Origin of the sequence: Streptomyces sp. NPDC091289 (genome assembly GCF_044757365.1) — a bacterium.
Classification (GTDB): Bacteria; Actinomycetota; Actinomycetes; order Streptomycetales; family Streptomycetaceae; genus Streptomyces.
In genome coordinates this window covers 198,345-212,066 of the sequence record NZ_JBIVUT010000008.1, presented here as the reverse complement: position 1 = coordinate 212,066, position 13,722 = coordinate 198,345, and the positions used below count along the sequence as shown (strand labels likewise).

Annotated in this window: 6 protein-coding genes; 3 read left to right on the top strand and 3 right to left on the bottom strand. The window is 69.7% G+C overall.

Annotated elements, in window-relative coordinates:
• Window positions 1–3: 3 nt before the first annotated feature.
• From ACIQPT_RS13040 to ACIQPT_RS13030, 3 genes are all read right to left on the bottom strand, one after another.
• Window positions 4–1,131, bottom strand: a complete 1,128-nt coding sequence (locus tag ACIQPT_RS13040; protein WP_401155443.1) for an alpha-hydroxy acid oxidase — start codon at window positions 1,129–1,131, stop codon at window positions 4–6.
• Between the two features lie 5 nt (window positions 1,132–1,136).
• The gene (gene hppD / locus ACIQPT_RS13035) at window positions 1,137–2,153 is read right to left on the bottom strand and encodes a 4-hydroxyphenylpyruvate dioxygenase (protein ID WP_401155441.1); all 1,017 of its coding nucleotides are present in this window, start codon (window positions 2,151–2,153) and stop codon (window positions 1,137–1,139) included.
• Window positions 2,154–2,288: 135 nt separating this feature from the next.
• Entirely contained in the window at window positions 2,289–2,501 is a 213-nt protein-coding gene (locus ACIQPT_RS13030; RefSeq protein ID WP_401155440.1) for an MbtH family protein, read from the bottom strand.
• An 834-nt stretch (window positions 2,502–3,335) separates the two neighbouring features.
• On the opposite strand from ACIQPT_RS13030, the gene ACIQPT_RS13025 reads away from it, so the two are divergent.
• The 3 genes from ACIQPT_RS13025 to ACIQPT_RS13015 all read left to right on the top strand — a co-directional run bounded on the left by ACIQPT_RS13025 (window position 3,336) and on the right by ACIQPT_RS13015 (window position 13,706).
• Window positions 3,336–3,638 carry a hypothetical protein gene (locus tag ACIQPT_RS13025; protein WP_401155438.1) on the top strand — a complete coding sequence of 101 codons (303 nt, stop codon included), beginning with the start codon at window positions 3,336–3,338 and terminating at the stop codon, window positions 3,636–3,638.
• Window positions 3,602–4,714, top strand: coding sequence for a ParB N-terminal domain-containing protein (locus ACIQPT_RS13020; RefSeq protein ID WP_401155437.1), 1,113 nt, complete (start codon window positions 3,602–3,604; stop codon window positions 4,712–4,714). Before ACIQPT_RS13025 ends, ACIQPT_RS13020 begins: the two co-directional genes overlap by 37 nt.
• Window positions 4,715–4,826: 112 nt before the next feature.
• Window positions 4,827–13,706, top strand: a complete 8,880-nt coding sequence (locus ACIQPT_RS13015) for an amino acid adenylation domain-containing protein (protein ID WP_401155435.1) — start codon at window positions 4,827–4,829, stop codon at window positions 13,704–13,706.
• Window positions 13,707–13,722 lie beyond the last annotated feature (16 nt).

Sequence of the window (13,722 nt, the reverse complement as noted above, 5' to 3'; positions counted from 1 at the left end):
CTGTCAGCCCCGCGTTCCGGCGACGAGCGTGCGCAAGGTTCGTGCGGCTGCCGGATCGGCGCAGCCAGCCAGGAGAAGGGCGTCCTCGAGTTCCGTCCGAAGGATGGAAAGCACCTGAGCGACTCCCCGCGCCCCGGCTGTGCTCAGTCCCCACAGCACCGGACGCCCGATCAGGACCCCGTCGGCGCCGAGCGCCAGTGCCCGCAGGATGTCGGTGCCGCTGCGGACGCCGCTGTCCATCAGGACCTGGCACTGCCCGCCCACCGAGCCGACCACCCACGGCAGTGCGGTGATGCTGGCGGGAGCACCGTCCAACTGGCGTCCACCGTGGTTGGAAACCACCACGGCGTCGGCCCCGAGCCGGACGGCCCGTTCCGCGTCCCGGGGATCGAGAATTCCTTTGATCACCAAGGGGAGCCGGGTCTGTTCGCGGATCCATTCCACGTCGGACCAGCTGAACGTGGGGTCGAAGGCGATGCTCGTGTGCGCGGCCACGGCCGACTCGCTGGGCCGGTGCGCGTGTGCCGCGGAGAGGCTGTCGGGCTCCAGGTTGGCACTGCGGATCCCGGAGGGGAGCGTGAACTCGTTGCGCAGGTCGCGCAGTCGGCGGCCCATGACCGGGACGTCCACGGTCACCATCAGCGCCTGGCACCCGACCTGCTCGGCGCGGCGCATCAGCTCGACCATCCGTCCGCGGTCGTGCAGCCAGTACAGCTGGAACCACAGGTCCGCGCCGACCTCGGCGATCTCCTCCAGCGAGCGGCTGCTGATCGTGCTCACCACGAAGGGCACCCGCGCCGCCAGAGCGCCCTCCGCGGCGGCGCGTTCACCTTCCGGGTGCAGCAGACACTGGTACGCCATCGGCGCGACCGCGAGAGGCAGTGCGGCCGAAGTGCCCAGCAGCCGCGCACCGGTGTCGGTCTTCTTGATGCCTGCCAACACCCGGGGCACCACTGACACGCTGTCCAGTGCGGCCCGGTTGGCGTCCAGGGTGGATTCCGTACCGCTGCCTCCGGCGATGAAATCCCATACCGCCGGCGCCAACCGTGCGGCGGCCGACTGTCGCAGGTCGTCCACGCACACGGGTCGCGTTTCCGTTCCGTCGGCCTGTGCCCCGGACCGCTGTGCCATTTCCTTCACTCCCCCGCTTCGGCCCGCTGCCGTTCGACTGCTTCGTAGAGCGCCTTGATGTTCCCGCTCCCGAAGGTTCGGGCGCCCATGCGCTCAATGACTTCCATGAAGAACGTGCGCTTCGGGTGGACCGAGGAAGTGAAGATCTGGAACAGCTGGCCGTCGTGGTCCTCGTCGACCAGGATGTCCCTTTCCTTCATCTCGGAGACGGAGTACTTGGCCAGGTCGACGGAGAGCAGCCGGTAATAGGCGTCCGGAGTGCTGAGGAAGGACACGCCCTGCGACTTGAGCAGACCCACCGACTCCACAATGCTGTCCGCGGTGAAGGCGATGTGCTGGACGCCGGCCCCGCCGTGATTCTTCAGAAACCCGTCTATCTGCCCGGGCTCCAGCGAGGTATCGGGTTCGATCAAGGTGAGCGTGACAGCACCGGAGCGGCTCTGGACCACCTTGGAGTCCATTGCCTGACTGCCCACCAGAATGCGCTCTTCGAAGATCATCTGGAAGTCCAGGACCTTTTCGTAGAACTCCACGGTGGGCCCGAGCTGGCCGGCTTCCAGGCAGACGGCGAAGTGATCGATCTCGCCGAGCCCGCTGTCGAACCGCGCGTCGGTCGGGGGAATCGGCGAGAAGCCGGGAAGTGCCCGTACGTCGCTGCCGGCCGGACGCTCCACGAAGGTGTGGATCACATCCCCGAACCCGCGGATCGAGGCGGTTGTCAGCCCGTCCCGCTCGGTCGGTTCCGCCACCGCCGCGGCACCCCGGCGCACCGCCTCGGCGAACAGTTCCCTGACGTCGGGCGTGGTGAGCGCGATGTTGGCCACCCCGTCACCATGCTGCGCGACATAGGCCGCCGCGGGGTGGTCGGCGCCCTGCGCCGACGTGAGCACCAGCCGGATCTGATTCTTGCCGAGCGCCACCGAACGGATGGGCGTGGCGGATTCCGCCGACCCGGAGGATCCGTGGCTGTTGAATCCGTAGCTGTTGAATCCGTAGTTGTTCTCGAACTGCGCTGCGGCCACCGCTGTGTCGTGCACATAGAACTCGACATGATCGACGAAGAGTCCGTCGAATACGGACGTGTTCGAATTAGTCATTTTCCTCACTATCCCGGTCGGCTGTGCGGACAGGAGCTGGGGTTCCGAGGTGACGCGGGTTCACGCCGTGGTGTGCATCTGCTGGACGAGGCTGTTCGGCCGCATATCCGTCCAGTTCGCGTTGATGTACTCGATGCATGAGGCGCGATCGCTGTCATGAACGACTGTCCAGCCGGCCGGCGCCTCGGCGAACTTCGGCCAGAGCGAGTACTGCTTCTCTTCGTTGATCAGTACGAGGTATTCCGCCTCGGGATTCTCGAAAGGATTGGTCATGACCTCGCTCCTTCTGTTCCGTGCAACCGCACAGGAAGTTGCTCATCCGTGACGTGCTGAAGGCATGAAGAATCAGCAGAGCAAAGAGGAAAGATCTCAGGATCTTGCACGATCCGGACTCGATGGCCCACAGGAAGAACCTGCGTCGGGCTCATCACTCTGCGGCACGGTCACCCTGTTCGAGTGACCCGGCGGCCTTCTGGAGCGAGGTTTGCACGCCCTGTCGGAGAATTCCAACCCGCTGTCAGCCGCGTCCAACGACCGGTGCGCACCCGAGGCACTCGCCGGCCGGAAAGCCTGCCGGGCCGGAAGGAGCGTCCATCTGCGGCACCGCCGCAGATGGACAGGTCCGCACGGTGCGCGGTGCGAGGGGACCGGTCCGGCGCCGTGACCGTGCCACCGTTGCGGGGGGGGCGGGCCGGGGGTCAGGCCGGGGGTCGGTCGGAGGATTGGCCGCTTGGGTCCTGGCCGGTGCGTGCCAACCTCATGAACGCGCTGGCCGACGATGTTCGCAGGTCCCGGCGATTGGCACCATGCGGCCCAGATGTTTCCTGCCAGCCCCAAGTCCTTACGAGCGGGGTGCGTGGAGAGGGAAGCTTTCTCCATCGCCACCGGGAAACGGCCGCCGAAAGAGCCGACTGCCCGGCGATCGACCCACGCCTCTCCCTTCAGGAGCACCGCCATGCCTCGTGCCGCCGCTGCCGTCGCCCTCGGTCTTCCGGCACCTTTCGTCAGCGCCGGTGAGACCGAGAGGCAGGTGCCCCGCGGAGCCGGACCGACCCACGTCACCGTCGGCTCCATGCCCGCCGGAGCGGCCGAGCAGGAGGCACCGCCATGGTCCCCGTAGTCGTCCGCATCGCCCCGCCCCCGCCGGCCGGGGGACTTGTCTCCACCGCCGCTTCGGTCGAAAGCATGATCTGGGCGGCCGCCCTGCCGCAGGACTGCTTGGAGCACCTGACGGTGGCACGGGACGACGAATACCTGAGCATCGTCGTCTTCGTCAAAGCACACGACCTGGCCCACGCCGAGGAGCAGGTCGACCGGCTCATGCAACGCACGCTGGGACAGGCCCCGCCGCTGGTCGGATGGGCTGTCACCGAGTGCACCGGTGCCGACCTCCGGAGGCCGCCGCAGTGAGAACGACGGACGCACCGACAGCAGACCCCCGACCCGAGAGCCTGATCCGACCGACCGGGTCCGGAGCGGAACCGCGCGAGCCGCGGTGTGCCGAGGTTCCCATCGACGCCCTGACAGCCGGCGAGTCACCCCGCTCCGCGGGCGAGGACGAGGAACACATCGTCGGCATGGCCGAGACCGAGGAGCAGCTTCCGCCCATCCTGGTGGACCGCCGCACCATGCGGGTCATCGACGGCAGGCACCGCCTCGCGGCCGCACGACTGCGGGGTCAACAGGCCATCTCCGTACGCTTCTTCGACGGGAGCGCCGACGACGCCTTCCTGCGCGCCGTCGAGGCCAACGTCACGCACGGGCTTCCCCTCTCCCAGGCCGATCGGTGCGCGGCCGCGGAACGGATCGTGGCAACGCATCCGCACCTGTCCGACCGATCCATCGCCCGGGCCTCGGGGCTCGGCGCCAAGACCGTGGCGGCGATCCGGCGGCGTTCGGGCGCCGGACCCCAGGAGAACATGCGGGTCGGCAGGGACGGCCGGGTCCGACCGCTGAACAGCCTGGAGGGCCGGCAGCGGGCGGCCGAGGTCCTGGCGGAGCATCCGCAGGCCTCGCTGCGCGAGGTGGCGCGGATCGCGGGGGTCTCGCCCATGACGGTGAGCGACGTCCGCAAACGCCTGGCGGCAGGCCAGGACCCCGGCGGCACGGGTGGGAAGCCGGATCCTCGGGATGTCATCGGCACCACCACAACGGCGCGGGAGCGGTCAACCTCGCCGCCCGCCTCGGTGGACAGTTCAGCGGTGCAGCTGTCACAGCCGCCGCAGGCGGACCCTGCGGCGGTGCTGGAGAAGCTGTGCCGTGACCCCGCCCTGCGCCAGCGGGAATCGGGACGCCACCTGCTGCGCCTGCTGCAGCACAACGCCATAGGGCAGAGCATGTGGGCCGATCTGGCCGACGCGGTACCGCCGCACTCCGGCGGCCTGGTGACGCACCTGGCCCGCCAGTACGCGGAGACCTGGACCGAGTTCGCGCAGGAGTTGGGCGAGCGGCTCCAGGACCTGAACAGTCAGAGGTTGAGCGGATGAGCTGCGGCCGCTCCCGGAAAGAGAGTGATGGGTAATGCGTGCTGCACATGCTGTTGTTGGCGCTGAAGGTCGGTCGTTCGGGTCGGGCGCGGCGTTGATCGGTGGTCCGTCGGTGCAGGCGGCTTTCGCCGCGCAGGTGCAGCGGTCGCCGCATGCGGTGGCGGTGCGGTGTGCCGGGCGGGAGTTGTCCTACCGGGAGCTGGACGAGCGGGCGAACCGGCTCGCGCACCGGCTGGTCGACCTCGGTGTGGGTCCGGAAGCGCCGGTCGCGGTGCTGATGGAACGCTCGGTGGACCTGGTCGCGGCCCTGCTGGCGGTGCTCAAGGCGGGGGCGTTCTATCTGCCGCTGCACAGCGCCAGCCCTCTGGAGCGGATGCAGTGGATCGTGGACGAGACGTCCGCACCCGTCCTGCTCGCCGACACGGGGATGCGTCAACGCGGCCTGCCCACCGCCCCCGTGACCGTAATCGTCGACGAGGACGCTGAGCTTGCCGGCCTGCCGGTCGACGATCCGAAGGTGGACTGCCTACCCGAGCAGTTGGCGTACGTGATGTACACCTCGGGTTCCACGGGCCGCCCCAAGGGCGTCGCGGTCACCCACCGCGATGTCCTCGATCTGACCGTGGACAGCATGTTCGGTGTGCCCGGCGCACACGAGCGGGTGCTGATGGTGGCTCCGTACGCGTTCGATCCCTCGACCTATGAACTGTGGGTGCCGTTGCTGCACGGTGGGCGGACGGTCGTCACGCCGGAGGGTGATCTGAGTGTGGCGACGCTGGCCCGTCTGATCGCCGACGAGGAGATCACCGGTCTCCAGGTCACGGCGGGGCTGTTCCGGGTGATGGCCGAGGAGGCCCCCACCTGCTTCACCGGGGTACGGGAAGTGATCACCGGCGGTGACGTGATCTCCCCGACCGCCGTCCGACGCGTGCTCCAGCACTGCCCCGACACCGTGGTCCGATCGACGTACGGCCCGACCGAGACCACCCTCTTCGCCGGCCAGGCCCCTTGGCGCGCGGGCGATGCGATACCCGCGCCGATACCCGTCGGCCGTCCGCTGGACGGCATGCGCGCCCACATCCTCGACGAGAACCTGTCGCAGGTTCCGGAGGGTGTGGCGGGCGAGCTGTATCTGGCCGGATCAGGCCTGGCCCGGGGGTACTTCGGACGCCCGGACCTGACCGCCGAACGGTTCGTCGCCGATCCCTTCGGACCGGCCGGCAGCCGCATGTACCGCACCGGCGACCTCGCCCGCTGGACTGGCGAAGGACTCCTGGACTTCGTGGGCCGCGCCGACGACCAGATCAAGATCCGCGGGTTCCGCATCGAACTCGGCGAGGTAGAGACGGCGCTGGGCCGCGTCCCGGGACTGGCGCAGGTCACGGTCATCGCCCGGGAGGACCAGCCCGGGGACAAACGGCTCGTGGCGTACGTCGTCGCCGAGCCGGACAGCGGCGGCGAGGTGGACGTCGAGAGCCTGCGCGGGCACCTGACCGGCGTGCTGCCGGAGTACATGGTCCCCTCCGCGTTCGTGGTCCTCGACCGGCTCCCGCTGACCACCAACGGCAAGCTGGACCGACGGGCCCTGCCCGCCCCCGAACTGCCCGCCACCGGAACCGGACGCGCCCCCCGCACCTCCCGGGAGGAAACCCTCTGCCGGCTCTTCGCCGAGATCCTGGGTGTGCCCGAGGTCGGCATCGACGACCACTTCTTCGAGCTGGGCGGGCACTCCCTCCTCGCCACCCGCCTCGTCAGCCGTATCCGCACCGCCCTCGGCGTCGAACTCCCGGTGCGGGCCCTCTTCGAGGCTCCCACCGTCGCCGTCCTCACCGACCGGGTGGCGGAGGCGAACGCGGCCAGGACCGCGTTGACCGCGATGGAGCGCCCGGAGCGGATCCCGCTGTCCCCCGCGCAGAACGGCCTCTGGTTCCTCAACACGCTGGAGAGGACACGTGCCACATACGTCCTGCCCCTCGCGGTACGGCTTACGGGGGACCTCGACCGAGCAGCGCTGGGCGCGGCGATCGCTGATGTGATCGGCCGGCACGAGAGCCTGCGGACGGTCTTCCCGGAGGTCGACGGGCAGCCCCGGCAGCGCATTCTGGAGCCCGGCCAGGTCCGCATCGAGCTACCGGTGGAGGAGGTCGAGGCCGGGGACCTGGAGGCGGCGCTGCGTGCCGCCGGTGGCACGGTCTTCGACGTCACTGTCGATCTGCCGCTCCGGGCCCGTCTGTTCACCACCGGTCCGGGCCATCACGTACTGCTTCTGGTGCAGCATCACATCGGCAGCGACGGCTGGTCGTTGGCTCCGCTGGCCCGGGACATCAGCGTCGCCTACGCCGCACGGTGTGCGGGTACGGCGCCGGTGTGGTCGCCGTTGCCGGTGCAGTACGCCGACTACACCCTCTGGCTGCGCGAGCTCCTCGGCGCGGAGGAGGACCTCCACTCCCTGGCCAGCAGGCAACTCGCCTACTGGAAAGAGACCCTGGACGGCATCCCCGACCAGCTCGAGCTCCCCTTCGACCGCCCCCGGCCCAAAGCCGCCGACCACCACGGCGACACCGTCCCCATCACCATCGACGCCGAACTCCACCACGCACTGCTCACCCTCGCCCAGAACACCGACACCACCCTGTTCATGGTGCTCCAAGCCGCACTCGCCACCCTCCTCGACCGACTCGGCGCCGGCACCGACATCCCCCTGGGAACCCCCGTCGCCGGACGCACCGACGAAGCACTCGACGACCTCGTCGGCTTCTTCGTCAACACCCTCGTCCTACGCAACGACACCTCCGGAAACCCCACCTTCCGCGAACTCCTCGCCCGCACCCGCGAAACCGACCTCGCCGCCTACTCCCACCAGGACATCCCCTTCGAACGACTCGTAGAAGCCATCAACCCCCAACGCTCACTCGCCCGCCACCCCCTCTTCCAGGTGATGCTGGCGTTGCACAGCAACGCGGCTCCCGCATTCGACCTGCCCGGTCTCTCGGCCGTCACCGAGGACCTCACCAGGGACGTGACCAGCTTCGATCTGACGTTCAACTTCTACGAGGTCACCGACGGCGCCGGAGCGCCCGCGGGACTCGACGGCTTCCTGGAGTTCCGCACCGATCTGTCCGACACGACCACCGCTGAGCGGTTCACCGAGGGTCTCCGGCGGCTGCTGGCGGCCGTCGCCGAGCACCCCGACCTGCCGATCGACGCCGCCGAACTGCTCTCCCCGGCCGAGCGGAGCGAACTGCTCGCCGAGGGGGCGGGGGATCCGGCTCCTGAACACCGGTTCTTCACCGACCTGTTCCAGGAGCAGGCGGCGCTCCGCCCCGACGCGCCCGCGCTGGAGCACGAGGGCGTCGTCCTCACCTACGCCGAGCTGAACACGCGGGCCAACCAGGTGGCCCACTGGCTGATCGGGCAGGGCGTCGGCTCCGAGCAACTGGTGGCGCTGGCCGTGCCCCGGTCGGTGGAGATGGTGGCGGCGCTGCTGGGCGTCCTGAAGGCCGGTGCCGCTTTCCTCCCCGTCGATCCGGGATACCCGGTGGACCGTATCGCCTTCATGCTGCGGGACGCCGCCCCGGTCCGTGTGCTCACGAGCCGGGAGGTTGCCGGGCGCCTCCCGCAGGGCGGCCCGGAGACCCTGGTCCTCGACGACCCGGCGGTCCTGGCCGGACTCGACGGCACCGATCCCACGGATGCCGTGCGGACCGCTCGCCTCCGGCCCGACCACCTCGCGTACACCGTCTACACGTCGGGCTCCACCGGCACCCCCAAGGGCGTGGCCGTCACCCACCGCGGTATCCGCGCGCTGGCCGCCACGCTGGCGGAGAAGTACCGGGTCCGGCCGGGCGACCGGGTCCTGCAGCTGGCCTCGATCAGCTTCGACATGGCGGTGGAGGACTTCCTCCGGGCGTTCTGCTTCGGCGCGACCCTCGTCGTCCCCGCGCCCGGCCCCCTGGTCGGGGACGCCCTCGGCGACTATCTGGAGCAGCGCCGGATCTCCTGTGCCGACATGCCTCCCAGCGTGCTCGCCACCCTGCCGGCCCGGAGCTTCCCCGACCTGCGTTTGCTGAGCGTCGGCGGCGAGGCGTGCCCCCCTGCGCTGACCACGCGCTGGGCGGCCGGACGGCGGATGCTGAACCTCTACGGGCCCACCGAGTCGACGATCTCGGCGACGGCCAGCGAGCCGCTGTCCGGCACCGGCCCGTCCGCGGCCACCCCCATCGGAGCACCGGTGCGGGGCACCCGGGTGTACGTCCTGGACGAGCGGCTGCGGCTGACACCCCGAGGGGTGCCGGGCGAGCTGTACATCGCCGGTGACGGCCTGGCCCGCGGATACCTGCGTCGTCCGGGGCTGACGGCGGAGCGGTTCGTCGCCGATCCCTTCGGACCGGCCGGCGGCCGCATGTACCGCACCGGCGACCTGGTGCGGTGGCGTGACGGCCAGTTGGAGTTCGTGGCCCGGGTCGACGACCAGGTCAAGATCCGCGGCTTCCGCATCGAACTGGGCGAGATCGAGGCCGTACTGGGCCGTCATCCGGCGGTGTCGCAGGTCGCGGTGGTGGTGCGGGAGGACCTGCCGGGCGACAAGAGCCTGGTGGGCTATGTGGTGGCCGAGCCCGGTAGCGGCGCGGTGGGCGCGGACACCCTGCGCGTTCATGTCGGCGCGTCGTTGCCGGAGTTCATGGTTCCTTCGGCGTTCGTGGTGCTGGACCGGCTGCCGTTGACCGCCAACGGCAAGCTGGACCGGCGTGCGCTGCCCGCGCCCGTGTACGAGGCGGAGGCGGGCGGTCGTGGTGCGCGCACTCCCCAGGAGGAGATCCTGTGCGGGCTGTTCGCGGAGGTCCTGGGCGCGCCGACGGTGGGCATCGACGACAGCTTCTTCGAGCTGGGCGGGCATTCCCTGCTGGCGGCCCGGCTGATCAGCCGCATCCGGTCGGTCCTGGGGGTCGAGCTGCCGGTGCGGACCCTGTTCGAGGCCCCGACGGTCGCCGCCCTGACGGCTCTGGTCGCGAAGGCGGATTCGGCCAGGCCCGCGTTGACGGTGATGGAGCGCCCGGAGTCGGTGCCGCTGTCGCCGGCGCAGAACCGGCTGTGGTTCCTGAACGAGCTGGAAGGGGCGAGTGCCACCTACAACGTTCCGGTGGCGTTCCGGATCACCGGTGACCTGGACGCGGAGGTCCTCGAACGGGCGCTGAACGATGTGGTGGCGCGGCACGAGAGCCTGCGGACGGTGTTCCAGGAGATCGACGGAGACCCGGTCCAGGTCGTGCTGGGCGCGGATGCCGTCGATCTGCCGCTGCACCGTGCCGACTGCGGCGCGGACGAGTTGCCCGTTCTGCTGCGCGCGGCAGGGCAGTCCGTCTTCGACCTGTCCGCCGAACCTCCGGTCAGAGCCACGTTGTTCACCGTCGGCCCGACGGACCGGGTGCTGTTGCTGCTCATGCACCACATCGCCAGCGACGGCGCCTCGGTGGGGCCGCTGGTGCGTGACCTGGAGGTCGCGTTCCGGGCCCGGCTCCAGGGGCTCGCGCCCTCGTGGCCGGCGCTGCCGGTGCAGTACGCGGACTACACGCTGTGGCAGCGTGAGCTCCTCGGCGCGGAGGACGACCCCGACGCACTGGTGAACAAGCAACTGGCCTTCTGGACCAAGGCGTTGGACGGCATCCCGGACCAGCTCGACCTGCCCTTCGACCACCCCCGGCCGCAGGTGGCCAGCTACCGCGGCGACATGGTCCCGGTCCGCATCGACCCCGAGGTGCACCGCGCGGTCGTCGACCTGGCCCGGAACACGAACACCACGGTGTTCATGGTGCTCCAGGCCGCCGTCGCCACCCTGCTGAGCCGATGGGGTGCGGGATCGGACATCCCGATCGGCACTCCGAGCGCGGGACGCACCGACGAGGCCCTCGACGATCTGGTCGGTCTGTTCCTCAACACGCTCGTGTTGAGGAACGACACCTCCGGGAACCCCACCTTTCTGGACCTTCTGGAACGGGTCCGCAAGACCGCCCTGACCGCCTACGTGCATCAGGACGTGCCGTTCGAGCGTGTGGTCGAGGCCGTCAATCCGACGCGCTCACCGGCCTGGCATCCGCTCTTCCAGGTCATGGTGGTCCTGCAGAGCGCCGGGGGACACGAGCTCTCACTGCCCGGCGTACTGACGGAGACCGAAGAGATCGTCAGTACCCGCACGGCCAAGTTCGATCTCGGCTTCATCCTCAGCGAGCACCATGAGGCCGACAACGGTCCGGCCGGGCTCCTCGGGATGCTGGAGTACAGCACCGACGTCTTCCGGAAGGACACGGCCGAACGGCTGGTCTCCCAGCTGGTACGGGTGCTGGCACAGGTCAGCACCGCTCCGGACCGCCGGATCGGTGAAGCGGACCTCCTGGCCCCGGCCGAGCGTGTGCGGTTGTTGGAGGAGTGGGCGGGGGCGGAGCCCGGTGAGGGGCTCGGCGCCGGTTCGGTGCAGGCGGCTTTCGCCGCGCAGGTGGTGCGGTCGCCGGATGCGGTGGCGGTGCGGTGTGCGGGACGGGAGTTGTCCTACCGGGAGCTGGACGAGCGGGCGAACCGGCTGGCGAACCGGCTGGTGGGTCTCGGTGTGGGTCCGGAAGCGCCGGTCGCGGTGCTGATGGAACGCTCGGTGGACCTGGTCGCGGCCCTGCTCGCGGTGCTCAAGGCGGGGGCGTTCTACCTGCCGCTGCACAGCGCAAGCCCTCTGGAGCGGATGCAGTGGATCGTGGACGAGACGTCCGCACCCGTGCTGCTCGCCGATGCGGGGATGCGTCAACGCGGCCTGCCCACCGCCCCGGTGACCGTGATCGTGGACGGGGACGAGACGCTTGCCGGCCTGCCCACCAGTGATCCGGGGGTGGAGTGCCAGCCGGAGCAGTTGGCGTACGTGATGTACACCTCGGGCTCGACGGGCCGCCCCAAGGGCGTCGCCATCACCCACCGCGACATCCTCGACCTGGCCGACGACAGCATGTTCGGTGTGCCCGGCGCACACGAGCGGGTGCTGCTCCTCGCCTCGTACGCCTTCGATCCCTCGACCTACGCCTTCTGGATACCGCTCCTGCACGGCGGACGCACCGTCATCACCCCCGAAGGCGATCTGAGCGTCGCCGAACTGGCCCGCCTGATCACCGACGAGAAGATCACCGGACTGGACATCACCGCGGGCCTGTTCCGGGTCATGGCCGAGGAAGCCCCCACCTGCTTCACCGGCGTACGGGAAGTGATCACCGGCGGTGACGTGATCTCCCCGACCGCGGTGCAGCGGGTGCTCCAGCACTGCCCCGACACGGTGGTGCGGGGTGCCTACGGCCCGACCGAGACCACGCTCTTCGCCAGTCAGTCTCCCTGGCGTACGGGCGATGCGATACCCGCGCCGATACCCGTCGGCCGTCCGCTGGACGGCATGCGCGCCCACATCCTCGACGAGAACCTGTCACTGGTCCCGGCAGGTGTGGCCGGGGAGCTGTACCTGGCCGGATCAGGCCTGGCCCGGGGGTACTTCGGACGCCCGGACCTGACCGCCGAACGCTTCGTCGCCGATCCCTTCGGACCGGCCGGCAGCCGCATGTACCGCACCGGCGACCTCGCCCGCTGGACCGGCGAAGGACTCCTGAGCTTCGTGGGCCGCGCCGACGACCAGGTCAAGATCCGCGGCTACCGCATCGAACTCCGTGAGATCGAAGCCGTACTGGGGCGCTTCCCGGGGCTGGCGCAGGTGGCAGTGACGGCCCGGGAGGACCAGCCCGGAGACAAGCGGCTCGTGGCCTACGTCGTCGCCGAGACCGGCACCGACGCCCCGGACACCGAGGCCCTGCACACCCACACCACCGGCCTGCTGCCGGAATACATGGTCCCCTCCACCTACGTGGTCCTCGGCCAACTGCCCCTGACCACCAACAACAAGGTCGACTACCGCGCCCTGCCCGCCCCCGAACTGCCCACCACCGGAACCGGACGCACCGCCCGCACCCCCCAGGAGGAAACCCTCTGCCTGCTCTTCGCCGAGACGCTCGGCATGCCCCAGGTCGGCATCGACGACAACTTCTTCGAACTCGGCGGACACTCCCTCCTCGCCACCCGACTCGTCAGCCGCATCCGCACCACCCTCGGCATCGAACTCCCGGTACGGGCCCTCTTCGAAGCCCCCACCATCGCCACCCTCGTCCAGCGGCTGGACCGGGCTCCCGGGAGCTCGTCCGCGGACTCCTTGGGGGTCCTGCTCCCTCTGCGGGCCGAAGGTGACCTCAACCCGCTGTTCTGTGTCCATCCGGCGATCGGGCTCAGCTGGGCGTACTCCGGCCTCCTGCGCCATGTGGACCGTCGACAGCCCCTCTACGGTCTGCAGGCCCGGGCCTTCAGCGAGCCCGACGCCCCGGCGCCCGGGCTGGAGGAGATGGTCGAGGACTATCTGAACGAGATCCGGACGGTTCAGCCGTCCGGCCCGTACTCCCTCCTGGGCTGGTCCTTCGGCGGCATCGTGGCTCACGCCCTCGCGGTCCGCCTCCAGGAGGAAGGCGAGGAAGTCGCCCTGCTGGCCATGATGGACAGCTATCTGCCCACCGACGGCTGGGAGAGCGAGCGACTGTCGTACGACAGCCCGGAGGTCCTCAGTGCCGTCGCCGAGTCCGTCGGACACGACCCGGCATCCCCTGAAAGCCCTCTCGCCGGGCTCGGCGCGGAAGAATTCTCGTCCCTGCTCAGAGTCTTCGTGGATATCGCCAATCTGAGCGATCACATCACCGCCGGCAAATTCATGGGCGACATACTCTTCTTCGCCGCGGCGGCCGAAAAGGCGGACGGTGAACTCACGCCCGACGTCTGGTCCCCGCATGCCACCGGTCGAGTCGAAGTGCACGCGATCGACTGCACGCACGGGGCCATGACCCAGCCCCGCCCACTATCCGAAATAGGACGGGTACTGGCCACGAAGCTGGCCGACCCCGGAATGCAGACCTCACTCCCTGTCACGCCGTAGCCACCCCCATTCACTC

Bases quoted from the DNA above. Each gene is read 5' to 3' on its own strand.
- ACIQPT_RS13040 (WP_401155443.1), bottom strand. From the start codon at position 1,131: ATGGCACAGCGGTCCGGGGCACAGGCCGACGGAACGGAAACGCGACCC.
- ACIQPT_RS13030 (WP_401155440.1), bottom strand. From the start codon at position 2,501: ATGACCAATCCTTTCGAGAATCCCGAGGCGGAATACCTCGTACTGATC.
- ACIQPT_RS13025 (WP_401155438.1), top strand. From the start codon at position 3,336: ATGGTCCCCGTAGTCGTCCGCATCGCCCCGCCCCCGCCGGCCGGGGGA.